The 22,167-nt window shown below is 70.9% G+C and carries 20 protein-coding genes; 14 read left to right on the top strand and 6 right to left on the bottom strand.

All coding sequences use genetic code 11. The annotated features are described in order from the left end of the window. Window positions 1-9: 9 nt before the first annotated feature. Window positions 10-3,111, bottom strand: a complete 3,102-nt coding sequence (locus tag ACZ63E_RS40840; RefSeq protein ID WP_465341684.1) for an AfsR/SARP family transcriptional regulator — start codon at window positions 3,109-3,111, stop codon at window positions 10-12. A 127-nt stretch (window positions 3,112-3,238) separates the two neighbouring features. Between ACZ63E_RS40840 and ACZ63E_RS40835 the strand changes: the two genes are divergently transcribed. Genes ACZ63E_RS40835 through ACZ63E_RS40820 form a run of 4 tightly spaced genes read left to right on the top strand, consistent with a single transcriptional unit; the run spans window position 3,239 to window position 7,167 of the window. After that, window positions 3,239-4,372, top strand: a complete 1,134-nt coding sequence (locus ACZ63E_RS40835; RefSeq protein WP_465341683.1) for a DegT/DnrJ/EryC1/StrS family aminotransferase — start codon at window positions 3,239-3,241, stop codon at window positions 4,370-4,372. Window positions 4,373-4,395: 23 nt separating this feature from the next. Next, window positions 4,396-5,325 carry an NAD-dependent epimerase/dehydratase family protein gene (locus ACZ63E_RS40830; RefSeq protein ID WP_465341682.1) on the top strand — a complete coding sequence of 310 codons (930 nt, stop codon included), beginning with the start codon at window positions 4,396-4,398 and terminating at the stop codon, window positions 5,323-5,325. A 32-nt stretch (window positions 5,326-5,357) separates the two neighbouring features. Then, the gene (locus tag ACZ63E_RS40825; protein WP_465341681.1) at window positions 5,358-6,554 is read left to right on the top strand and encodes a glycosyltransferase family 4 protein; all 1,197 of its coding nucleotides are present in this window, start codon (window positions 5,358-5,360) and stop codon (window positions 6,552-6,554) included. Next, the gene (locus ACZ63E_RS40820; RefSeq protein WP_465341680.1) at window positions 6,541-7,167 is read left to right on the top strand and encodes an acyltransferase; all 627 of its coding nucleotides are present in this window, start codon (window positions 6,541-6,543) and stop codon (window positions 7,165-7,167) included. Before ACZ63E_RS40825 ends, ACZ63E_RS40820 begins: the two co-directional genes overlap by 14 nt. Before the next feature lies 1 nt (window position 7,168). Here ACZ63E_RS40820 and ACZ63E_RS40815 read toward each other — a convergent pair whose 3' ends face one another. Both ACZ63E_RS40815 and ACZ63E_RS40810 read right to left on the bottom strand, forming a co-directional pair. After that, window positions 7,169-7,756: a hypothetical protein gene (locus ACZ63E_RS40815; protein ID WP_465341679.1), complete on the bottom strand. Its 588-nt coding sequence runs from the start codon at window positions 7,754-7,756 to the stop codon at window positions 7,169-7,171. Between the two features lie 54 nt (window positions 7,757-7,810). After that, window positions 7,811-8,062 carry a hypothetical protein gene (locus ACZ63E_RS40810; protein WP_465341678.1) on the bottom strand — a complete coding sequence of 84 codons (252 nt, stop codon included), beginning with the start codon at window positions 8,060-8,062 and terminating at the stop codon, window positions 7,811-7,813. A 157-nt stretch (window positions 8,063-8,219) separates the two neighbouring features. Here ACZ63E_RS40810 and ACZ63E_RS40805 point away from each other — a divergent pair, with 157 nt between their 5' ends. Genes ACZ63E_RS40805 through ACZ63E_RS40795 form a run of 3 tightly spaced genes read left to right on the top strand, consistent with a single transcriptional unit; the run spans window position 8,220 to window position 10,871 of the window. After that, window positions 8,220-8,729, top strand: a complete 510-nt coding sequence (locus ACZ63E_RS40805) for a SigE family RNA polymerase sigma factor (RefSeq protein WP_465341677.1) — start codon at window positions 8,220-8,222, stop codon at window positions 8,727-8,729. Beyond that, window positions 8,726-9,439, top strand: a complete 714-nt coding sequence (locus tag ACZ63E_RS40800) for a hypothetical protein (protein ID WP_465341676.1) — start codon at window positions 8,726-8,728, stop codon at window positions 9,437-9,439. The genes ACZ63E_RS40805 and ACZ63E_RS40800 overlap by 4 nt, the downstream gene beginning before the upstream one ends. 40 nt (window positions 9,440-9,479) lie before the next feature. Continuing rightward, a complete protein-coding gene (locus ACZ63E_RS40795) occupies window positions 9,480-10,871 on the top strand; it encodes a M20/M25/M40 family metallo-hydrolase (RefSeq protein WP_465341675.1) in 1,392 nt (463 codons plus the stop codon). On the opposite strand, the gene ACZ63E_RS40790 is transcribed toward ACZ63E_RS40795, so the two are convergent. Both ACZ63E_RS40790 and ACZ63E_RS40785 read right to left on the bottom strand, forming a co-directional pair. Further along, window positions 10,868-11,824, bottom strand: a complete 957-nt coding sequence (locus ACZ63E_RS40790; RefSeq protein WP_465314002.1) for a Gfo/Idh/MocA family protein — start codon at window positions 11,822-11,824, stop codon at window positions 10,868-10,870. The genes ACZ63E_RS40795 and ACZ63E_RS40790 overlap by 4 nt on opposite strands. Beyond that, window positions 11,821-12,927, bottom strand: coding sequence for a DegT/DnrJ/EryC1/StrS family aminotransferase (locus tag ACZ63E_RS40785; protein WP_465314003.1), 1,107 nt, complete (start codon window positions 12,925-12,927; stop codon window positions 11,821-11,823). The genes ACZ63E_RS40790 and ACZ63E_RS40785 overlap by 4 nt, the downstream gene beginning before the upstream one ends. A 150-nt stretch (window positions 12,928-13,077) precedes the next feature. On the opposite strand from ACZ63E_RS40785, the gene ACZ63E_RS40780 reads away from it, so the two are divergent. From ACZ63E_RS40780 to ACZ63E_RS40750, 7 genes are read left to right on the top strand one after another with little or no spacing between them, the layout of a single operon-like run. After that, a complete protein-coding gene (locus ACZ63E_RS40780) occupies window positions 13,078-13,797 on the top strand; it encodes a UDP-N-acetylglucosamine acyltransferase (RefSeq protein ID WP_465341674.1) in 720 nt (239 codons plus the stop codon). An 11-nt stretch (window positions 13,798-13,808) separates the two neighbouring features. Further along, window positions 13,809-14,051 (top strand): acyl carrier protein, encoded by a 243-nt coding sequence (locus ACZ63E_RS40775; protein ID WP_465314005.1) that lies wholly within the window; start codon window positions 13,809-13,811, stop codon window positions 14,049-14,051. Beyond that, the gene (locus ACZ63E_RS40770; protein ID WP_465341673.1) at window positions 14,044-14,775 is read left to right on the top strand and encodes an SDR family NAD(P)-dependent oxidoreductase; all 732 of its coding nucleotides are present in this window, start codon (window positions 14,044-14,046) and stop codon (window positions 14,773-14,775) included. Before ACZ63E_RS40775 ends, ACZ63E_RS40770 begins: the two co-directional genes overlap by 8 nt. After that, a complete protein-coding gene (locus tag ACZ63E_RS40765) occupies window positions 14,772-16,166 on the top strand; it encodes an AMP-binding protein (RefSeq protein WP_465341672.1) in 1,395 nt (464 codons plus the stop codon). Before ACZ63E_RS40770 ends, ACZ63E_RS40765 begins: the two co-directional genes overlap by 4 nt. Then, window positions 16,163-17,215 (top strand): LuxE/PaaK family acyltransferase, encoded by a 1,053-nt coding sequence (locus ACZ63E_RS40760; protein ID WP_465341671.1) that lies wholly within the window; start codon window positions 16,163-16,165, stop codon window positions 17,213-17,215. The genes ACZ63E_RS40765 and ACZ63E_RS40760 overlap by 4 nt, the downstream gene beginning before the upstream one ends. After that, the gene (locus tag ACZ63E_RS40755; protein WP_465341670.1) at window positions 17,212-18,456 is read left to right on the top strand and encodes an acyl-CoA reductase; all 1,245 of its coding nucleotides are present in this window, start codon (window positions 17,212-17,214) and stop codon (window positions 18,454-18,456) included. Before ACZ63E_RS40760 ends, ACZ63E_RS40755 begins: the two co-directional genes overlap by 4 nt. Window positions 18,457-18,468: 12 nt before the next feature. Next, complete coding sequence (locus tag ACZ63E_RS40750) at window positions 18,469-19,452, top strand: lysylphosphatidylglycerol synthase transmembrane domain-containing protein (RefSeq protein WP_465341669.1); 984 nt, start codon at window positions 18,469-18,471, stop codon at window positions 19,450-19,452. An 800-nt stretch (window positions 19,453-20,252) separates the two neighbouring features. Here ACZ63E_RS40750 and ACZ63E_RS40745 read toward each other — a convergent pair. Beyond that, entirely contained in the window at window positions 20,253-22,130 is a 1,878-nt protein-coding gene (locus tag ACZ63E_RS40745) for a DUF6541 family protein (protein ID WP_465341667.1), read from the bottom strand. Between the last annotated feature and the right edge of the window lie 37 nt (window positions 22,131-22,167).

Here is a 22,167-nt window from a genome sequence, read left to right as displayed (position 1 = left end):
GGTGGCATTTTAGGTGTCCGGACGTGCTGACACCGCTGCGTCGATCGAGTGCTGCGCGCTCATCCCCAGCCCGGCTCCGTAGGCCCGCTCGAACCCGGCCGGCCCCAGCGACTCCCGCGCCCGGAGCCGCACCGAGGACACGTCCGGGTCGCCGCTGATCGCCGTCCCGCGCACCGCCACGGCCGCGCCCAGCAGCACCGCCGCCTCTGCCGGAGCCGAAGCCGCTCCCGCCAGGCCCTCCAGGGCGAACGCCACGACGTCACCCGCGTGCCACTGCCGTCCGGTCAGGAGGGCCGAGCGGTGCAGCTCGGCCGCCTCCGCCGGGCGGCCCTCGGCCGAGGCCAACCAGCCCAGCGAGATGAACGCCGTGGCGCGCGCCGTCTCCGCCGCGAACGAGCCGCCCGGGCATTCCGACAGCGCTCGCTCGCACAGCTGACGCGCCGCCGCCAGGTCGCCTTCGTGCCGGGCGAGGTTCGCCAGCCCGACGTACGCCGCCGCGCGGGACTCGGGCATGCCCGTGCGGCGGGCCGTCGACGCCGCCAGTTCGTAGTCGGCGCGGGCGCCGGCGTCGTCTCCCGACAGCAGGCGGGTCCACGCCCGGCGGCAGACGAGGTCCGCGGCGTCGTCCGTCGCGCCGATCTGGTGCATCAGGCCGAGCGCCTCGTCCATCAGCGGCAACGCCGCTTCGGCGTCGCCACGCCAGGTCAGCAGCTGCGAGAGGTGGTCCAGCGCCATCGACAGGCCCCACCGCTCGCCCAGCGCGCGGAACTGCACGGCGCCCTCGCGCAGGTTCTCCTCGGCGTCGGCCAGGGCGCCGTTCATCATCGACCGCAGGCCGATGCCCGTCGGCAGCAGCGCCCAGCTCCACGCGTCCCCGCTGGCCAGCATGCTTTCGCCGCGGCCGGTCACCTGGTCGTCCTCGCCCGGCGGGCCGGCGACCACGCCCAGCAGCATCACGAGCATCGGGTGGTGGACGGCCAGCGTCCCGTCCGTCGCGTAGCGCCGGACCAGCGGCAGGTACTGCTCCAGCGACTCGTGCGGCGCCCCCGACATCGCCCCGAGCACGCACATCACGAACTCCTCGGGGTGCCGCTCGCGCAGCTCCGGCGGGCACCGCGACACCACGGCCAGCGACAGCCCGGCGCCCTCGAACCGGCGTCCGCGCATCCACCAGTACATCGCCAGCAGCGGCACCAGCCGCAGCGCGAGCTCGACGTCGTGCTCGGTCGCCCAGCGCAGCGCCGCCAGGACGTTGTCGTACTCGGCGTCCACGCGGTCCAACCACTCCAGCTGCGACGCCGTCCGCAGCATCGGGTCGGCTTCTTCGGCGAAGCGCAGGAAGTACTCCGCGTGCGCGCGGTGGACCGTCTCGGTCTCGCCCGCTTCGGCGAGCTTCTCCGCGCCGAACGCGCGGATCGTCTCCAGCATCCGGAACCGGCCGCCGACGGCCTCGGCCAGCGACTTGTCCGCCAGCTCAAGCAGCAGGTCCGCGTCCGCGCCGCAGACCTCGGCCGCCGCGGCGAGCGTCGCGCCGCCGGCGAACACCGTCAGGCGGCGGGCGAGCTCGTGCTCCTCCTCGCTCAGCAGGTCCCAGCTCCACTCGACAACACCGCGCAGCGAGCGGTGCCGCTCCTCGGCCGTCCGGCTGCCGCGGGCCAGCAGCCGGAACCGGTCGTCGAGGCGGGTCGCGATCTCGCCGAGGTCGAGCGCCCGGACGCGCGCCGCGGCCAGTTCGAGGGCCAGCGGCAGGCCGTCGAGGGCCGCGCAGACGTGCTGGACGTCGCCGATCGTCGTCTCGTCGACGGTGAACGCGGGGTCGCTCGCGGCCGCGCGGTCGGCGAACAGCCGGACCGCCGGGTACGTCAAGGCTTCCGCGGCGGAGGTCCCCGGCGGCGGGACGGCCAGCCGCGGCACCGGCGCCAGCTGCTCACCGGTGATGCCCAGCGGCTCGCGACTGGTGGCGAGCACCCGCAGCCCGGGGCACGCGACGAGCAGCCGCGCGGCCAGCCGGGCCGCGACGTCGACCACGTGCTCGCAGTTGTCGAGCACCAGCAGCGTCGACCGGTCGCGCAGCGCCGAGATCAGCCGGTCGGCCGGGTCCTGGGGGCCGCCGCGCGAGCTCTCGCGCAGGCCGAGCGCGCCCAGCACCGCGCCGGGGACGTCGGCGCCGCTGTGCGGGGCGAGCTCGGCGAACCCGACCGGCCCGGACTCAGCCGCCGCGATTTCGATGGCCAGCCGGGTCTTGCCGGTGCCACCCGGCCCGGTCAGCGTCACCAGCCGGCTGTGCGCGAGCAGCTCCGCGACCTGCCGCAGCTCGCCGTCCCGGCCGACGAAGGTGGTCAGCTGCGCGGGCAACGCCGAGATCATCGGCTTCTCGGTCTCGCCGCGAAGCACGGTCAGGTGGGCTTCGGCGAGGTCCGGGCCCGGGTCGGCGCCCAGCTCGTCGGCCAGCGTGCGGCGGGCGTCCTCGAACGCGGCCAGCGCGTCGGCGGACCGACCGGCCGCACCCAGGGCACGGACCAGCTGCGCGCGCGGCCGTTCCCGCAGCGGCTGCGCGGCGACCGTCTCGCGCAGCCCGGCGAGGACGTCTTCGGCCTGCCCCAGCGCCAGCCGGGCCTCGACGTGGTCGTCCGCCGCGTCCGCCCGCAGCTCCTCGAGCCGGGTGGCCCGGGCGGCGGCGAACGGCGCGTCGGCCAGGTCGCTGAACGCGGTGCCGCGCCACAACGCCAGCGCTTCGCCCAAAGTGGACGCCGCGCGGACGTGCTCGCCGTTCTTCAGCAGCGCCCGGCCTTCGCGGACGAGACGGTCGAAAGCGTGAACGTCCACTTCGTCCGGTTCGACGGCGAGCCGGTAGCCCGCCGCGGTGAACTCGACCGGCGCCAGCTCCTTCAACGCCGTCCGCAGCCGGGACACCTGGGACTGGAGGGCGTTCGCCGCGCCGTCCGGCGGGTTTTCGCCATACATCCCGTCGATCAGCCGCTCGGCCGGCACGAACCGGCCCGCCTCGAGGGCGAGCAGCGCGAGCAGCATCCGCGACCGCGGGCCGCCCACCGCCACCTGCGTGCCGTCCTCGCGCCACGCGGTGACAGCCCCCAGTACCCCGAATCGCATGCGCCCAGCGTAGGACGTCTTTCGTCGCCGGATGGGCGTCACTCGAAAGTGGTCTTCGGCGTGGGCCTGTGAATCACCTGAGCGCGCGTCTATACACTTCGCCGGGTCCCCACGCAATGGGAGAGGTATGTCGACCGACAGCATTGCCCTAGGTCAGCCGACCGTGGGCGAAGAGGAGCTCGCGGCCGTCGCCGAGGTCTTCCGATCCGGCTGGCTGGCCGGGGCCGGACCGGCGTGCCGCCGCTTCGAGGAGCGGTTCGCGCAGGTCACCGGCACTGCGCACGCGTTGACGACCGCGAACTGCGGCTCGGCGCTCTTCCTCGGCCTCAAGGTCCTCGGGGTGCAACCCGGCGACGAGGTCATCGTCGGCGACTACACCTTCCCCGCCACCGGCCACGCCGTGGTGCAGGCCGGCGCGACACCGGTGTTCGCCGACATCCGCCCGGACGTCTTCAGCGCCGACCCGGCCCACGTCGAGTCCCTGATCACCCCGAAGACCGTCGGCATCCTCGTGGTCGACGTCGCGGGCCAGCCGGGTGACTTCGACGAGTACCGCGCGATCGCCGACAAGCACGGCCTCTGGCTCTTCGAGGACGCCGCGTGCGCCGCGGGCGCGACGTACAAGACGCGCCCGGCCGGCAGCCTCGCGGACCTCGCCGCGTTTTCCTTTCACGGCCGCAAGGGCATCACCGCGGGCGAGGGCGGCGCGCTGGTCTCCGACCGCGCGGACCTGATCGCGCACGCCCGCAAGCTGCACACCTACGGCATCGAGCCGGCGATCAGCCGTGAAGGCTCGAACACGCTGCCGATCCCCGAGTTCCACGAGCTCGGGTACAACTTCCGCATGTCGGACGTGCAGGCCGCGATCATGAACGTCCAGCTGGACCGCCTGCCGGACCTCCTCGCCGCTCGCCGTTCCGTCGCGAAGCGCTATCACGAGGCTTTCGCCGACGTCGATGCGTTGACCGTCCCGGTCGAACTGTCCGATCGCGAGCACCCGTGGCAGGCCTACCTGCTCACGGTCGTGCCCGAGGTCAGCCGCGACACCCTGGCCCTGCGCATCCGCGAGCAGGGCGTCCAGTGCAACTTCGGCACGTACGCCTCCCACCTCCAGCCGATCTACGGCCCCCAGACGCCGCTGCCGGTTTCGGCCGACGCGTTCGCGCGCCAGCTCGCCATCCCCATGCACGCCAACCTGACCGACGCCGAGGTGGCGCGGGTCGGCGAGGTCGTGCGCGCCGCCGTGCAGTCCCTGTCCTGAAGCCCCTGACCGAGGAGAAATTGGTGTCCGACAAGAAGGTGCTCTTCACCGGGGCTGGTGGCTTCATCGCCGCGCACGTGATCCCGCTGCTGATCGAAGGCGGCTACACGGTGCGCATCTTCGACAACATGACCCGCGGCGACCGCGCCCGGGTCAACGAGTTCGTCGCCACCGGCAAGGTCGAGCTCGTCGAGCAGGACGTCCGGTACGGCGGCGCGGTGCGCGAGGCCATGCGCGGCTGCACGCACGTCATCCACTTCGCCACGGTGTCGATCAACAAGTCGATCGCCGACCCGGCCGAGTCGATCGACATCAACATGGTCGGCAACCACAACGTCTTCGCCGCGGCGGCGGACGAAGGTGTCCGGCGGCTGGTGTTCGCGTCGACCGCGTCGGTCTACGGCGAGCCGAAGCGGCTGCCGATGCACGAGGACGACGAGCTCAAGCCGCTCACGCCGTACTGCATCTCGAAGCGCGCAGGCGAGGACATGCTCGGCTTCTACGAGCGCACCAAGGGCCTGTCCTGGAACGCCCTGCGCTTCTTCAACGTGTACGGCCCCGGCCAGAAGATCGAGGCCTACTACACGTCGGTGATCAACCACTTCATCCAGCGCCTGCGCGCCGGCCAGCCGCCGATCATCGACGGCCGCGGTGACCAGTCGATGGACTTCGTGCACGTCACCGATCTCGCGCGGGCCGTCGTCGCCGCGCTGGAGTCCGAGCGGGCCAACCTGCCGATCAACATCGGCACCGGCATCGACACCTCGATCGCGGCGCTGGCGAAGATCCTCATCGAGGCCGTCGGCGTCGACGTCGAGCCGCTGTTCAACGACCGTGACGTGCTGGTCTCGCGGCGCGCGGCCGACATCACGCGCGCCCGCGACGTGCTCGGCTGGGAGCCGCGGATCACCGTCGAAGAGGGCATGCGGCAGCTGGTCGAGGAATCCGAGTGAGTGCCACCGCGGGGCCGGCCCGAGGACGTGCGATGCGCATCGCGGTGGTGAACAACTTCTTCCCGCCCCGCGTGGGCGGCAGCGCGCACATGTCGGCGTCGCTGGCGGCGCAGTTCGTGGCGGCCGGGCACGAGGTCCTCGCGATCACCGCGGCGTACGCGGATGCCCCGGCCGAGGAGGAGCGCGACGGTTACCGCGTCGTCCGCCTCCCGGCGGTGAAGATGCCGCAGATCGGCCTGTCGATCGACTTCGACATGAGCTTCGCCTCGCTGCGGCCGGGCAACTGGCGGCGGCTGTGGAAGCTGCTGGACGAGTTCAAGCCGGACGCGATCCACCTCCACGGCCAGTTCTTCGACCTGTCGTGGCTGGCCGGGATCTACGCGCGGCGCCACGGAATTCCGTCGCTGCTCACCATCCACACGCTCCTGATCAGCGACAACAAGCTGTACGGCGGCGTGTTCCGGGTGCTCGACGCGCTGCTCGTGCGGCCGATCCTCGCCTACATCCGGCCGCGGTACGTCATCCTCGACAAGCTCGGCGTCGACTACTGCGTCGACCGCTACGGCACGAGTGACGCGAACTCGGAGTACTTCCCGATCGCCGTCGACACCGGTCACTTCGCGAAGCCGGTCACGAAGGACGTCCGCGCGGAGCACGGCATCGGGGACGCGCCGCTGATCGTCTCGCTCGGGCACGTCATCCCGCTGCGGAACCGGCTGCCGCTGATCGAAGCCCTGCCGTCCATTTTGGACAAGCACCCCGGGGTGCGGGTGGTCGTCGTCGGGCGTGTCTACCACGACGCGTTCCTGAAGCGGGCCGCCGAACTGGGCGTCTCGGACGCGCTGGTCGTCACCGGCGCGGTGCCGAAGGAAGACGTCCCGGCGTACTTCGCCGCGGCGGACATCGTGACGCACGACCTCAACGGCGGCTGCGGCACGGCGTCCCTGGAGGCGATGCTCTCCGGCACGGCGACGATCGCGTCGGTCACCGAGGACAACTACCCGGGCATCGAGCTGCGCAACGGCGAAAACGTGCTGCTGGTCCGCCCGGACGACTCGGAAGCCGTGGCGTCGACGGTGGTCGAGCTGCTCGACGACCCGGAGCGGCGCGCGGTGATCGCCCAGCGCGAGAGCGAGATGGTGCGGGCGAACTTCGGCCTCGACGTCGTCGCCGAAGAGCACCTGCGGACCTTCGAGAAGCTGGTGTCGGACGCTCATGTTCTTCGATGACGAGCGCAGCCACCGGCTGCGCCCGCAGATCCTGACCGAGCTCGTCTCGCAGTACATGAACGACGCCGAGCGGGCGCAGTTCTACGGCCTGCCCTCGACGTGCCGCGTGCGCGAGCGCGTCAAGATCATCAGCCCCGAGAACCTCAAGATGGGCGACCACTGCTGGATCGGCGAGGGCGCGGCCCTCGACGCGAGCGGCGGCCTGGAGATCGGCGAGCACACCAGCATCGGGCTGAACACGCTGATCTTCACGCATTCCAGCTGGCTCGCGAACATGACGCTGCAGAACCACTCGGGCAGCGACCTGATCGAGCGCAAGCCGGTCAAGATCGGCAAGGGCTGCTTCATCGGCGGCCTGGTGGTGATCATGGCGGGCGTCACGATCGGCGACTTCGCGACGGTGCAGCCGAACTCGGTGGTGGCCAAGGACGTCCCGCCGCGCACGCTGGTGGCGGGCAACCCGGCTCGGGTTTTCCAGCGCTACGACGAGGAATACATCCAGTCCGAAGTGGACCGGATCCGCACGGAGAACGCCCGCCGCCGCGCGCTGACCGAGGAACGCGGCGGTGACGCTTCCGGCTGGGGCGCGCCGTCCGGGGACTTCTCGGAGTAGTTCAGAGCCGGTCGCCGAGGAGTTTTGCCAGGGATTCGCTGATGTCGGCGCGGTTGCGGCCCATCTCGATCTCGGCCACCCGCAGCTGGCCGTGCGCGTGCTTGGCGACGAAGACCAGCGAACTGGCGCCCGTGCCGTAGCAGTACCCCGCGGCCTCACCCGCGCCCGGAACCGGCTTCGCGGGCTCGTCGCACTCCGACTGCAGCTGCTTGAGCATCGCGCTCGGTGACTTGCCGCCCGTCGCCGCCAGGACGTACAGCTCGCCGAACGCGTAGGAGCAGCGGAACGCCTTGCCCGGGCCGAGCTGCTCGGGCGGCATCTCGCTGGGCTCTCGCACGTTCCACGCGGTGCCCAGGAGCTGCGCGAACTCGACGTTCCCCAGGTACGGGCAGGCCCCCGTCACCTTCGCCGGTGAGACGGCCGGCGTGAAGGCGGGTGGCGCCGGGGTGGTCGGTTTCGGCTTGCTCACGGAAGTGGATGACGGCGGAGCCGACGTGACCGCCGGCGCCGCCGTCGTGGAACCGCCCGAACACGCTGTGACGCAGGTCAGCAGGCATGCGGCGGCGAAGATTCCCCCCAAGAAGCGCACGAAAGACAATCTAGCGCTCCGTAACCGAGCGCAGGATTGCGGTTACGCAACGTTTCAGCCGCGCCCGACGCCGAAGTTGCCCGAGGGCAGCCTGGCGCCCGCCGCGTCGTAGGCCTTGAGGCCGTCCGGCTCGCCCGCGTCGAACCAGAACGCCACAACGTTCGGGTCGACGCTCCACCGCGCCTGGTGCGCGACGCCGGGCTTAGCCGTGATCTTCGCGGCCGGGCCGTAGTAGTACCCGAAGCTGGTCTGGGGGAGGCGCGGCTCCTGCACCTTCACGCCGTAGAAGACACCAGCGCGCCGCACGCGGCGGTGACCGTACCGGCGATGACGAGGCGTTTTTTCACGGGTCCTCCCTCGCTAGCAAGATCGTCCGAGGGAACTACGGGCGTAGGCTCAAAAAGGTTGAGAGCAACCTTTCCGTGCCCCGGCCGTCGCTGGGAGAAGGACGAACGGAGCAGGTATGGCGCGCGGTGACGACGAGTTCGCGGAGTTCGTCCGCGCGTCGTCGGCCCGGCTCACCCACGCCGCCTACCTGCTCACCGGCGATCGCCACCAGGCCGAGGACGCCGCCCAGACCGCCTTCACCCGCACGTACGCGGCCTGGTCGCGGGTTCGGCACAAGGACGCCTACGGCTACGCGCGCACCGTCCTGGTGAACCACGTCATCGACGGCTGGCGGCGCCCGATCCGCGAGTACGCCACCGAGGTGATGCCCGAGCGGCAGGACAGCCTCGACGTCGACCAGGCCGTCACCCAGCGCGCGTGGCTCACCGCGGTGCTCAAGACGTTGACCGCCCGCGAACGCGCCGTCGTTGTGCTGCGGCACTTCTTCGACCTGCCCGAAGCCGACGTCGCGCGAGAACTGGGCGTTTCGCTGGGTACCGTGAAGAGCACGAACTCGCGGGCGCTGGCCAAGCTGCGGATCGAGGCAGGCGCCGAGGACACGCTGATCGGAGGGAGCGGCCGATGAACGACCTCGACGACTTCCGCGCCGCCCTCCGCCGGCCGCCGGAGGAGCCCTTCGCCGAGCCGGACCTGGCCAAGATCATGGCCGGCGGCACCCGCATCCGGCGTCGGCGCCGGGTCCTGACGAGTGTCGCCGGGGTCGCCGCCGCGGCCGCCGTGGTGCTGGTGGTCGTCTTCGCCGTCCAGGTGCGGCAGCCCGCGCCCGCGCCGGTCGCGCAGCCGCCGTCGATCTCGGTCACCACACCGCCGGCGACCAGCGGGCCGCCGGAGAAGCCGCCGATCGGCGAGGTGGTCGGCACCGGCATCTCGACCGCCGCGGGGGAGATCGTCCTCTTCGCCCGGGCGGTCGACGAGCCGCAGCTCCTGCCGGACATCCACTTCGGCCTCGTCGCCGGCTTCCGCTCCGGGACCTCGGTGCGGGCCGTGCTCGCGACGAACGAAATCCGCGGCTCAGACCGGTCGTACGGCTTCCACGCCACCGACGGCGGCGAGATCGTCCAGGACCAGCTGATCCCGGTCTTCGGGTACTTCGCCGGCCCGGTCGCGCGGATCACGACGACGGTGCACGGCAAGACCGTCGAGGCCGATCTGGCCAAGTGGACCGCGGACCCGAACGTGGTGTTCTTCTGGTTCGACCCGGTCGCCGTCCCGAACTCCGACGTGCTGACGCCGCTCATCGCGTACGACCCGAACGGCAAGCGGCTCACCAAGTAGGCGGTACCCGCCGGGTTCGCGTGGGCGTAAGAACCCCACCGTGACCTCACGACGAGTGTTCCTCACCGCTTCTGCCGCCCTGGGCGCCGCCGCCGCGACGCGGGTTCCGGCGGGCGCCGCCGAGCTCGGGGACCGCGGGCCCGGCGGCCCGATCCGGCCGCAGCCGCCCGGCCCGGACCTGCGCGCGTTGCTGCGGCAGGTCGACGAACGCCGGATCGAGGCGACCGTCCGGCGGCTGGCCGCCTTCGGCACCCGGCACACGCTGTCGTCCCAGAGCGACCCCGACCGGGGCATCGGCGCGGCCCGGGACTGGCTCTTCGCCCAGTTCCAGGCGGTCGCGGCGGCGTCCGGGGGCCGGCTGAGCGTCGAGCTGCAGTCCTACGTCCAGCCGCCCGCCGACCGGATCCCGGTGCCGACGACGATCACGAACGTCGTCGCGACGCTGCGCGGGTCGACCGATCCGGGCCGCGTGTACGTCGTCTCGGGGCATTACGACTCGCGCTGCACCGACGTCATGGACTTCACCAGCGACGCCCCGGGAGCGGACGACGACGCGTCGGGCGTCGCCGTCTCGCTGGAGCTGGCGCGGGTGCTCTCGACCCGGCAGCCGGCCGCGACGATCGTCTTCGCCGCCGTCGCCGGCGAGGAGCAGGGCCTCTACGGCTCGCGGTACCTGGCCCGGCAGTTCAAGGCGGCGGGCACGGACGTCCAGGCGATGTTCACCGATGACATCGTCGGCTCGAGCCGCGCCGACGACGGCACGCGCGAACCGTCGACGATCCGGCTCTTCGCCGAGGGCGTCCCGACCGCGGAGACGCCGCAGGAGGCGGACCTGCGCCGCAGCATCGGCGGCGAGAACGACTCACCGCCGCGGCAGCTGGCCCGGTTCGTGAAGTCGGTGGCGGAGAACGACTCGACCGGCATGACGGTCCGCGTGATCTACCGCCGCGACCGCTACCTGCGCGGCGGCGACCACATCGGCTTCCTGGAGCAGGGCTATCCGGCGGCGCGCTTCACCGAGCCGAACGAGGACTTCGCCCACCAGCACCAGAACGTCCGCGTGGAGAACGGCGTCCAGTACGGCGACCTGCCGCGCTTCTGCGACTTCCCGTACATCACGCGGGTCGCGCGCGTGAACGGCGCGGCCCTGTGGTCACTGGCCACGGCGCCGGGCACGCCGAAGGGCGTGAAGATCCGCACGGCGGCCCTGACGAACGACTCCGAGCTGCTCTGGACGGCCACCCCGGGCGCGGCGAGCTACGAGGTGGTGTGGCGCGAGACCACGGCGCCGGACTGGACCCACACGATCGACGTCGGACCGGCGCTGACAGCGAAGATCGACCTGTCGAAGGACAACGTCTTCTTCGCCGTCCGCGCGGTGGGCCCGGACGGCCGCCGAAGCCCGGCGGCCTTCCCGGTTCCGGTCAGCTAGGCCGCGGCCTGCGTGAGGACCTGCTCGACGACGTGGTGCGAAGGCAGGATCAGGTCGCGCTCGGTGTCGGCGTCGATCTTGCCCTCCAGCAGGTCGCAGAAGCGGTCCAGCTGCGTCGCCAGCGGCTCGCGCGCCGTGATCAGCTCCGGGATCTCGATGACCGTCTGCTGGCGGTAACCGAGGCCGTCCGGGGTGACCGAGTCGTGCGAGATGTGGCGGTAGATCGTGACGTCGCGGCGCAGCAGGTCGATCTCGATCAGGCGGTCCAGTTCGGACACCACCAGCGACCGGACCTTCTTCTGCCCCAAGCGGGACGCCGACACCGTGGCCAGGCCGGTCGGGAACGACAGCACGGTCTCGATGGTGTCCTCGGCGCCCTCGACCGACGACGGGTGGAAGTACCCCGCGCCCGACGTCACGCGCGCCGGCGTCGCGCCGCCGAAGAACTGGATCGCCAGGTCGACGTCGTGCACCAGCAGGTCCCACGCCACGCCCGTCTTGATGCGCGGGGCGTACGGGCCGTGGCGGCGGGCCATCAGGTGGATCGGCTCGTTCACCAGCGCCCGCGCGGTCATCACCGCCGGGTTGTAGCGCTCGAGCAGCCCGCACATCAGCGCGACGTCCTGCTTCTTCGACAGCGCGACGATCTCCTGCGACCGCTCGAAGCTGTTGCACACCGGCTTTTCCACCAGCATCGGCTTGCCCTGGCCGAGGATCTCCTGCGCCAGGTCGTAGTGCGCCTCGGTGGCCGACGCGAGCACGACGGCGTCCACATCGGACAGTGAGCCGATCTCCGGCGTCCACTGGGTCTCGTACCGGTCGGCGACGGCCTTGCCCGCCTCTTCGCGCGGATCGATCACGCGGACCAGGTCGACCCGCTCGTTCCCGGCGAGCACACGGGCGTGGAGGGAACCCATGTTCCCGGTCCCGACAAGAGCGATCCGATGCGTCATGCGCCCAGTACCTCGCGAACGGTTTCGATGATGGTGTCCAGGTCGGACTCGGTCAGGTGCGGGTGCACCGGCAGCGAAAGCGCCTGCGCGGCAACCGCCTGCGCCACCGGGAAGTCCTCGACGCGCGCGCCCGGGATCAGGTCGTGACCGGAGTAGCAGTCGTAGTCGAAGACGATCTTCGGGTAGTAGATGCCGTTGCCGATGCCGCGCTCGGTGAGCGCCGCGGCCAGCTCGTCACGCGAGAGGAACGCGTGCGGCCCGACCAGCACGGTGTACTGGTGCCACACGTGCTCGCGGCCCGGCAGCACCTGCGGGACGTCGAGGCCCGGCGTGCCGGCGAGGCCCTCCGAGAGCCGCTTCGCGTTCGCCTGGCGGGCGGCGGTCAGCTGGTCGAGCTTCGCCAGCTGCGGGATGCCGACGGCCGCGTGCAGGTCGGTCATCCGGTAGTTGTGGCCGGCGACCTCGTACTGGTAGCGGGCGCGCATGCCCTGGTTGCGCAGCACGCGCAGCTTGTCGGCCAGCGCGTCGTCGTCCGTCGTGATGACGCCGCCCTCGGCGGTGGTGATGTTCTTCGTCGCGTACAGCGAGAAGCAGCCGATGCCGAACGAGCCGGCCTGCTTGCCCTCGAACGACGCGCCGACGGCCTGCGCGGAGTCTTCGATCACCTTCAGCCCGTGCTCGGCGGCGAGCGGCGCGAGCTTGCCCATGTCCGCGGTCTGGCCGTAGAGGTGCACCGGCATGAGCACCTTGGTGCGGTCGGTGACGGCGGCGGCGACGGCGTCCGGGTCGATCGCGAAGTCGTCGCGCCGGATGTCGGCGAAGCGGACGGTCGCGCCGGCTTCGAGGATCGCGTTGAGCGTCGCGACGAAGGTGAACGGCGACGTGACGACCTCGTCGCCCGGCTTCAGGTCGAGGACCTGGAGCGCGGCGACGAGCGCGGTCGTCCCGTTGTTGACCGCGATCGCGTGCTTCGTCCCGGAGACCGCCGCGAAGGCGTCTTCGAAGCGCTTGACCATCGGTCCCTGTGCGATGGCGCCGGAGCGCAGCACCTCGACGACGAGGTCCTCCGCGTCGCGAACGTCGACCACGGTGATGGGGATCATGGGCAGTCTCTCTCGGCAGGCGATTTCGGCGCGTCCGGTACAGTGAGCCGCCGGTTCTGCGCCCGGCCGCCCTGCATGAACGCGGGCCACACGTTACCGGGCGCGGTAGCACGCCCAGTACCCAGCCGCCGACGAACGGACACCCGACCCGTGGCCAACCGCATCCACCCCACCGCCGTCCTCGGTGCAGGCGTCGAACTCGGCGACGACAACGTGATCGGGCCGTTCGCCGTCATCGTGGGCCCGGCGCGGATCGGCGACGGCAACTGGATCGGCCCGCACGTGACGATCGGCACGCCCGGCGAGGACCGCGGCCGCCCCCACCCGGCGGCCTGGGACGAAGCTCCGGCGGGTGACGCGGATCACGACGGCCACGGTGTTGTCATCGGCAGCCGCAACCGCATCCGCGAGTACGTGAGTGTCCACCAAGGGACCTGGCGGACAACGACGATCGGCAGCGACGGCTACTTCCTCCGCAACTCCCACGTCGCGCACGACTGCCTGGTCGGCGACGCCGTGACGGTCGCGTCCAACGCCGTCACCGGCGGCCACTGCCACATCTGGGACGGCGCGAACCTCGGCATGGGCGCGATCCTGCACCAGAAGGTCGTGATCGGCCCCGGCGCGATGATCGGCATGGGCTCGGCGGTCCGGCGCGAGATCGGCGCGTTCACCATCGCCGTCGGCAACCCGGCGCGCGTCACCGGCGTCAACGTCGTGGGCCTTTCCCGCCGCGGCCTCGACGAGGCGACGATCGAGGCGCTCGGGCCGTGGCTGAAGGGCAAGGAAGGTCTCCCGGACGTCACGTTGCCCGAAGACCTCTCTACCTTGGTAAAGGCGTGGGACGCCCGCCCGCGCGAAGAGCACTAGGAGTCACGAACATGTCGGTTGCCCCCAAGCTGCGCGAGGTCTTCGTCGAGGCCCTCGATCTCGACGCGGACGTGGACGTCGAGAACCTCAAGTACCGCGACCTCGAGGCGTGGGACTCGGTCGGCCACATGGCGCTGGTCGCGGCCATCGAGGACGAGTTCGACGTCGAGTTCGACACCGACCAGGTCATCGACATGTCGAGCTTCAAGGTCGCCGTGGACATGGTGACCGAGCTGCAGTCGAAGAATGACTGATCTGACCGGTCGGGTCGCGCTCGTCACCGGCGGGACGCGGGGGATCGGCCTGGCCACCGTGCGCGCTCTGGTGGAAGCGGGCGCGACGGTGGTGCTCACCGGCCGCGACGAGGCCCGCGCCAAGGAGGCGGCTTCGTCCGCGGGCGCCGCGGCCGGGCTCGCGCTCGACGTCACCGACGCGAAGGCCGTGTCTTCGCTGGTCAGGGGCGTCGCGAAGGAGCACGGGAAGCTCGACATCGTCGTCGCGAACGCCGGGATCATGGAGGACGCGCTCCTCGGGATGATCCGCGAGGAGCTCGTCGACACGACGCTGAGCACGAACGTCGCCGGCACGCTGCACACCGTCCAGGCCGCCGCCCGGGCGATGATGCGCAAGAAGACCGGCTCGATCGTCGTGCTCGCGTCGATCGTCGGTTCGTATGGCAGCGCCGGCCAGACGGTGTACGCGGCCTCGAAGGCGGCGGTGGCGAACATCGCGAAGTCGGCGGCGAAGGAGCTCGGCCGGTCCGGGATCCGGGTCAACGCGGTCGCGCCGGGCGTGATCGAGACCGACCTGACCGCGGGCCTGAGCGAGGACGCGAAGGCGGAGAACACCGGCAAGACGCCGCTCGGGCGGCTCGGCCGGGCGGAAGACGTGGCGAACGCGATCCGGTTCCTGGTGGGTGATGAGGCGTCCTTCATCACCGGACAGGTGCTGGGCGTCGACGGAGGCTTGGTGTTGTGACGCTGTTGGGTGCGGGAGCCCGGCTGGTCGATGTGGCCGGGGGCCGCACGCTGGCGGGCGCGGAACTGTCGGCCGAGGTCGGCCGGCGGATGGAAGAGCTGGCCGAGCTGCCGGCCGGCGTCGTGTTCGCGCGGATGTCGGTCGACCTGCCGAGCGTGCTGACCTACCTCGGCGCGTTCGAGTCCGGCCGGGCGATCGCGCTGATCGACCCGGCGCTGGACGCCGACGTGCTGGCCGGGCTCGTCTCGCGCTTCCGCCCGGCCGCGGTGCTGTCGGCTTCGGGTGACGCGCCCGACGGGTACGCCGTGCAGGGCTCGGACTGGGTCCGCTCGTCGGCCGAGGGCGTGAAGCCGCATCCCGACCTCGCCGTGCTGCTCCCGACCAGCGGGTCCACCGGCAACCCGAAGCTCGTCCGGCTCTCGCGGCAGGCGGTCCTGGCCAACGCCGACGCCATCGCGCAGGTGCTGCGCATCACCTCCGACGAGGTCGCGCCGACCTGCCTGCCGCTGCACTACAGCTACGGCCTCTCGGTGCTGAACTCGCACCTGGTGCGGGACGCGACCGTCGTGATCGAGCCGTCTGGCGTGCTCGGCCGCGGCTTCTGGGATGCGGTGAACGAGCACGGCGTGACGTCCCTCTCGGGCGTCCCGTACCACTACGAAATGCTGCGGCGGCTCAAGTTCGACCCCGCGAAGTACCCGACACTGCGCACGCTGACGCAGGCCGGCGGGAAGCTGCGCGACGAGCTGATCGCCGAGTTCAACGACAAGATGCTGGCCGTCGGCGGCCGGATGTACGTCATGTACGGCCAGACCGAGGCCGCGCCGCGGATGACGACGGTGCCCGCCGAACGGCTGGCCGAAAAGCTCGGTTCCGCCGGGCCGGCGCTGCCCGGCGGCGCGTTCGCCGTCCGCCGTGACGACGGCTCGGAGACCACGCACCCGAAAATTGTCGGTGAGGTCGTCTACCGTGGGCCCAATGTGATGCTGGGTTACGCGGACGACGAGTCCGGCCTGGCCAAGGGCGACGAATACGGCGGTGTGCTCGCCACCGGTGACCTCGGGTACCTCGACGAAGAGGGGTACCTGTTCATCACCGGGCGGCTCAAGCGCATCGGCAAGGTGTTCGGCAACCGCGTCAGCCTCGACGACCTCGAGCACGCCGTGCGCACGGCGGCCGTGGGGATCGACGTGGTGGCCGCGGTGCCCGCCGGCGACAAGGTGGTGCTGTTCGCCGAGGGCGTCGACAAGGCGATCTGCAAGGACGCGTCGAAGGCGCTGTCCGAGCGGCTGCACCTGCACGCCAGCGGGTTCGACGTGCGCCCGATCGACACCGTGCCGCTGCTGGCCAGCGGGAAGATCGACTACCGGTCATTGGAGGCGAAGGTATGAGCGTGTTCACTCGGTCGCAGGCCGACCGGGAGGCGTTGCTGCTGCCGGAGCTGGCTTCCCTGACGTCACACCATCGGGCGAATTCCGAAGGCTACGACCGGATCCTGTCGTCGCTGGGAATCGCGCCGAACGCTTCCTTCGCCACGATCGCGGACCTGCCGTGGCTGCCGGTGCGGATGTTCAAGACGCACGACCTCAAGTCCGTTCCGGACAGTGAGGTCTTCAAGACGCTGACGTCGTCCGGCACCACGGGCGCCGGCGCATCGCGGATCTACCTGGACAAGGAGGCCGCGGGCGCGCAGACCAAGCAGCTCGGCGCGACCCTGCAGGAGGTCCTCGGCGGTGAGCGGCTGCCGATGCTGATGGTCGACACGATCGGGATCATCAAGAACCGCCGGTCGTTCTCCGCGCGCGGCGCGGGCGTGCTGGGCATGGCGAACTTCGGCCGCAAGCACACGTACGTGCTCGACGAGAACGACAAGCCGGACGTCGAAGCCGTCAAGAAGTTCCTGGCCGAGTACGACGACAAGCCGTTCCTGATCTTCGGCTTCACGTTCATGGTGTGGCTGTACCTGTACGAGGTCGCGCGCGACAACGGTCTCGACCTGTCGAACGGCATCCTAATCCACAGTGGTGGCTGGAAGAAGCTGATCGACCGCGCGGTGGACAACACCGAGTTCCGGCGTCGCTTCAAGGAGGACACCGGGCTCACCCGGATCCACAACTACTACGGGATGATCGAGCAGATCGGCACGGTGTTCCTCGAAGGCCCGTCCGGGAACTCGCTGTACTGCCCGGACTTCGCCGATGTCGTGATCCGCAACCCGGAGACGTGGGAAGAGCAGCCGGTCGGGGAGCCGGGCGTGATCGAGGTCGTCTCGACACTGCCGCGGTCGTATCCGGGGCACGTGCTGCTCACCGAGGATCTCGGCGTTTACAACGGGATCGACGACGGCGACTGGCCGGGCAAGCACTTCTCGGTGCTCGGCCGGCTGCCGAAGGCCGAGGCGCGCGGCTGCTCGGACACGTTCTCGGGAGCGGCGGCGTGACTTCCCTGACCCAGCGTTTTCCCGCTGCTCCTGCCGTTGCGGTGACCGACCTGGTCGACGAGCTGCGCGCGTCGCCGCCCGGCGGCCGGCTGCGCGTCGGTGACCCGCGGGTCGTCGAGTTCATCACGAAGTTCGCGCGCAAGCTGCTGGCCCCGGCCACCGCGCGCCGCTTCCCGGAGCTGGCGTCCCTCGGCTTCTTCCTGCGCAAGGGCGAGATCGCCAAGGCGTTGTCCACTTTGGACACCACCGGTGGCGCGCTGCGGTTTCCGCGTGGGCTGGTGTTCCACGTGCCGCCGGCGAACGTGGACACGATCTTCGTCTACTCGTGGGCGCTGTCGGCGCTGGCGGGCAACCACAACGTCGTGCGGGTGTCGTCGCGCTCGGCCGGCGCCGCCGAGGCGGTGCTGGAGGCGCTGAACGCGGCACTGTCCGAAGTGGACTCTTCGGTCGCCGCGGCGATCACGGCCACCCAGCGGATGGTGACGTACGACCGCAGCGACGAGGTGAGCGGTGCGCTGTCCCTGGCCGCGGACCTGCGCGTCATCTGGGGCGGCGACGGTTCCGTCGCGGCCCTGCGCAAGTACCCGCTCGCGCCGCACGCGCGTGACCTGACGTTCCCGGACCGTTCGTCGTTCGCCGTCGCGTCGGTGGCGGGCTGGCAGCGGGCGTCCTCGGAAGAGCGTCGCGCGGCCGCCGAGGGGTTCTACAACGACTCGTACTGGTTCGACCAGGCCGCCTGCTCGTCCCCGCGCGCGGTGTTCTGGGTCGGCGACGAGGCCGGCGCGCAGGCGGCGGGCAGTGAGTTCCGCGCCCTGCTGGCGTCGGTGCTGGAGACGAAACAGCACGTGACCGAGCCGGCGATGGCGGTCCAGAAGCGCGTCTCGGCGTACGGCGCGGCGGCCGACGGGCTGGTGAGCGGCATCGAGTTCGCCGGCAACGGCCTGGCCACTTTGGAGCTGACCGACCCGGCGGTCCTGCCGCGCGAGTGGCTCGGCGCGGGCACGTTCGCCAACGCACGAGTGTCCTCTTTGTCCGATCTGGTGCCGATCGTCCTGCGCAAGGACCAGACCGTCGGCCAGTTCGGCTTCACGGCCGAGGAGCTGACGGCGTTCGCGCACGAGCTGGCGGGCCGCGGGGTCGACCGGATCGTGCCGTTCGGCAGCGCCCTGACGTTCTCCGCGGTCTGGGACGGTTACGATCTGCTGGCCGAATTCAGCCGCCTGGTCACGGTCCAGGCCTGAGGAGATGCGTCGATGACGACAGTTGAGTCGCCGGAATGGGAGACCCCGGCTGCCGGAAAGCAGCCGAAGTCGACCAAGGCGAAGATCATCGACGTCGTCCGCTGGGTCGCGATCCTGCTGGTCATCGGCTTCGCGGCGAAGCAGCTGGCCGCCAACTGGGGCGAGTTCTGGCACACCCTGAGCGACGTCGCGTGGCAGTCGTCCCTGCTGAGCCTGGTCGCCCTGGTCGCGGCGATCATGGTCTCGACCTGGGGTTGGCAGGTGATGGTCGACGACCTGGGCAAACCGATCGGCTACGCCCGCGGCGCGCAGATCTGCCTGGTCGGCTCGCTCGGCAAGTACGTGCCGGGCTCGGTCTGGGCGTACCTGCTGCAGATGGAGCTGGGCCGCAAGGCCGGCCTGGCCCGCGCCCGCATCTTCACGGGCTCCCTGATCCAGCTCGGCGTCGGCGTGGTGTCGGCGCTGGTGGTGTCCCTGCTGGCGGCCCCGGCGGTGTTCAGCAACAGCCCGCGCGCGCTGTGGCTGTTCGTGCTCATCCCGGTCGGCCTGGCGATGCTGCACCCGAAGATCCTGACCTGGGGCACGTCCCTGGTGCTGCGGGTGCTGCGCCGCCCCCCGCTGGCCCACCCCCTGGGCTGGCGCGTGGTGGGCAAGGTCTTCGGCGCCTCGACGGCGGCCTGGTGCCTGCAGGGAATCCACCTGTGGCTCCTGGCGAACTCGGTGGGCACCCCGGGCTTCAGCGGCTTCGTGCTCTGCGTGGGCGCGATGGCGGTGGCGATGACGGTGGGCACGTTCGCGTTCATCCTCCCGAGCGGAGTGGGCGTCCGCGAGGTGGCGCAGGTAGCGGTCCTGACGGCCAGCGGCCTGACGGTCGGCCAGGCCACAGCGTTCGCGGTCGCTTCCCGAGTGATGTTCACGGTGGCCGACCTCCTGACGGCGGGCATGGCAGCAGTAGCGGCCCGCACGGTCCGCCCCCCAGCGCCAACAGCCGCCTGACCAGGCTGTCCACCACCTGTACCCAAGTTGTCCACAGCCGTTACGCACATGTGGACAACTAAGCCCGAGAACCGCTCACCCAGGCCTTTTGTCCCCCACCCCCGGATAGAATGGACTCGGGGACGCCCCCCAAGGGAAGGGCGGGGGTGCCGGCGAAGTCGGATTCGTCGGTCAGCTCGTAGCGCGGACGGCCAGGTACATCACACCGGAGGTCGTGGTAGCGGCCCGGGAGGGTCATGAATGACTCATTCATGACCTCTGACGAGGTGAATGAGTCATTCACGGCATCGCAGCGGCTCGCCGGTCACGTTCGCCCCGACTCTGCCGGGCCCCTGAAGGGGAAGGGCGGGGGCCGCTCGGACGGCGGCGGTCGTTTGGCCCGAAACCGGCGCGGCGAGATGCACCTGAATCGCCGGTTCACCCACGCCACCAGCGTGCCGGTGTGCGCTCTGGCCCATCGCACTCCTGGCAGCGTGCTGCGCGGGACCCCGCAGATCCTCGTGCGCTGCCGGACCGGCGGGAGAGTCAGCGAGTACACGAACGGCCGGCCCGGCAGAGCGCATGGCGGCTGCCCGGCCCTGCCCACCTGCAACGGGTGCCACAACGACCGTCGGAACCACTGCGGAGGGGGTGCCGCAAGATCGGCTCCTTCGTGAGCTTGGTCCGGAACCCGCCGTCGCGAATGGGTCATTGGAGACGTCTGGCGTCCCGAATGGGTCATTCGCGACGCTCGAACCCCGGTCGCGCCGAGCCGCGGCACAACCGGCCGAGCCAGACCAAGGTCAGAAACTAACCGGAATTCACGACACCAAGCGATAGATCACCGCATCCGAATTGCGGTAAACCTCTTTCAAGAACGGTTCCCCCGCCAGCCCCACCAACCCCGCCTGATACGGCTTCCCCGGCTCACTCGACGGCTTCCCCAAAATCACCCACCGAATATCCAACCGCCGCACCGCCGCCCGCACCGCCGGGTCAGTCCCATAGTCCCGGAACCGCCCAGCCAGCAGCACCGCGTCCGAAGGCAGCAACGTCTCGTCGAAGTGCCCGGCGACGGTCCGGACCCCCGAGAGCGCGTACGTCCACACCGTCCCGTCGAAGCGGTCGTTCATCGCCCACTCGCCCGGGGCCGCCAGAGTCCCCAGCTTCTCCATCGCCGTCGCCTCGGCCGGGGTCACGCGCAGCGTTGACGGATCCGCCGCCTGGTACCCCGGGTACACACGCGCGCCGTTCGAACGGAAGTACAAGCCGTTGGACAGCAAGACGAAACCCAGCAACACCACCGCGGCCACCGGCACCCAGGACGGGAGCCGGTCGCGCAACCACGCCTGAGTGGACGCCAACCCGTGGGCCGCCAGGACGCACAGCGGGATCGCCGCCATCGAAAAGAACCGGTACGGGTCGTCCCACCAGGGGCGGGACAACGCCATCACGATCGGCGCGTTCGACGACGCCACCGCCATGTACGCCAGGCCCGTGACCGCCGCTGTCAGGCCGATCCAGCGCAGCGCGCCCGCGCGGGCGAAGAACACGATCCCCAGGAACAGCGCCACCGACAGCCACACCTGCGGATGCGGTTCGTAGTGCTGGAAACCGAGCAACGCCCCCAGCGCCGTCGACGCGCGGTACTCGCTCGGCCAGCCGTAGTACGGCACCGCGCTCGTCGCCAGGCCCAGCGCGCCGAACAGCTGAAGCCACGCCACCAGCAACGACACCGCCGCGATCGGCAACAGCGCCACCAAATCACGGCCGATGCGGCGCCACGACGAGAGCCAGCGCTGCACCAGCAGCGGCCCGGCGAACAGGATTCCGCCGAACAACGTCGACGAATGGATGCACAGCAACCCCACCGCGGCCAGCACCAGCACCAGCCCGGTGTCCGGCGCGACCCGCTCCAGGTACCGGCGCAGAGCCACCGCGGCCAACGGCGTCAACGTCACGCCCAGTGCGAACGGCAGCAACGGTCCGCGATCCATCGACTCGTAGACACCCATCACCGGCGCCACCGCCGTCAGCGCCACCGCGCCGGCCAGCACCGCGCGGCCACGGAACTCGCGCACCAGCGTCACCAGCGACAACGCGAGCAAACCGGGCAGCAGCACGGTGTTCGCGTCGAGCGTCTCCGGGATCGACGTCCCGCTGAGCCGGTACGTCACGGACGCCAGCAGGTGGTACGCGTTGGGATAGAACACCGGCGCCGCGTCGCCGTACCAGTTCACCTGGCCCGTCCCGAACAGACCGCCGTCGCCGGTGTCGGCGATGTAGCGCACCGCGTTGCCGTGGTACACCGCGTCGAAACCCTGCGGCAGCGCGCCGATCCGGCCGAGCCCGAGGACTGTCGCGGAGAGACCGATCGCCGCCGCGAACAGCAGGCACGCCAGCACCGCCAGGTGCCCGCGCCGCGCCCACAAGCCCGGCTCCGGTTCCGGCGCCCAGCGGCGCACCGTCAGTTTCCGGACACCCCAAGCGATCGCGGTGAAGACAACCGTCGAAAGCGCGTAGGTCAACGGCGTGAACGACCAGCCCAGCGCGGCGGTCCACGGCCCGGTCAGCCCGCCGATGGCGTAGCTCAGCAACGGCGCCAGCCCGGCCAGGGCCCAGCCGCGCAAACCGGCCGCGAGACCGGTCAGCAGGCCCGGCAGGGCGATCACGAGAATGGCGACGCTGACGGAGAGCACGGTGGAGACTAAGCCGCCGAAGGCCGGTTCGAACGGG

Source organism: Amycolatopsis sp. NPDC104819 (assembly GCF_055583145.1).
Note: the sequence above shows the minus strand (reverse complement) of the source record. Positions and strands in the feature narration are given on the sequence as shown.

Excerpts from the sequence above, each read along its gene's own strand:
- ACZ63E_RS40840 (WP_465341684.1), bottom strand. The coding sequence starts at position 3,111 with ATGCGATTCGGGGTACTGGGGGCTGTCACCGCGTGGCGCGAGGACGGC.
- ACZ63E_RS40835 (WP_465341683.1), top strand. The coding sequence starts at position 3,239 with ATGTCGACCGACAGCATTGCCCTAGGTCAGCCGACCGTGGGCGAAGAG.
- ACZ63E_RS40825 (WP_465341681.1), top strand. The coding sequence starts at position 5,358 with ATGCGCATCGCGGTGGTGAACAACTTCTTCCCGCCCCGCGTGGGCGGC.
- ACZ63E_RS40820 (WP_465341680.1), top strand. The coding sequence starts at position 6,541 with ATGTTCTTCGATGACGAGCGCAGCCACCGGCTGCGCCCGCAGATCCTG.
- ACZ63E_RS40805 (WP_465341677.1), top strand. The coding sequence starts at position 8,220 with ATGGCGCGCGGTGACGACGAGTTCGCGGAGTTCGTCCGCGCGTCGTCG.
- ACZ63E_RS40800 (WP_465341676.1), top strand. The coding sequence starts at position 8,726 with ATGAACGACCTCGACGACTTCCGCGCCGCCCTCCGCCGGCCGCCGGAG.
- ACZ63E_RS40790 (WP_465314002.1), bottom strand. The coding sequence starts at position 11,824 with ATGACGCATCGGATCGCTCTTGTCGGGACCGGGAACATGGGTTCCCTC.
- ACZ63E_RS40785 (WP_465314003.1), bottom strand. The coding sequence starts at position 12,927 with ATGATCCCCATCACCGTGGTCGACGTTCGCGACGCGGAGGACCTCGTC.
- ACZ63E_RS40775 (WP_465314005.1), top strand. The coding sequence starts at position 13,809 with ATGTCGGTTGCCCCCAAGCTGCGCGAGGTCTTCGTCGAGGCCCTCGAT.
- ACZ63E_RS40770 (WP_465341673.1), top strand. The coding sequence starts at position 14,044 with ATGACTGATCTGACCGGTCGGGTCGCGCTCGTCACCGGCGGGACGCGG.
- ACZ63E_RS40760 (WP_465341671.1), top strand. The coding sequence starts at position 16,163 with ATGAGCGTGTTCACTCGGTCGCAGGCCGACCGGGAGGCGTTGCTGCTG.
- ACZ63E_RS40750 (WP_465341669.1), top strand. The coding sequence starts at position 18,469 with ATGACGACAGTTGAGTCGCCGGAATGGGAGACCCCGGCTGCCGGAAAG.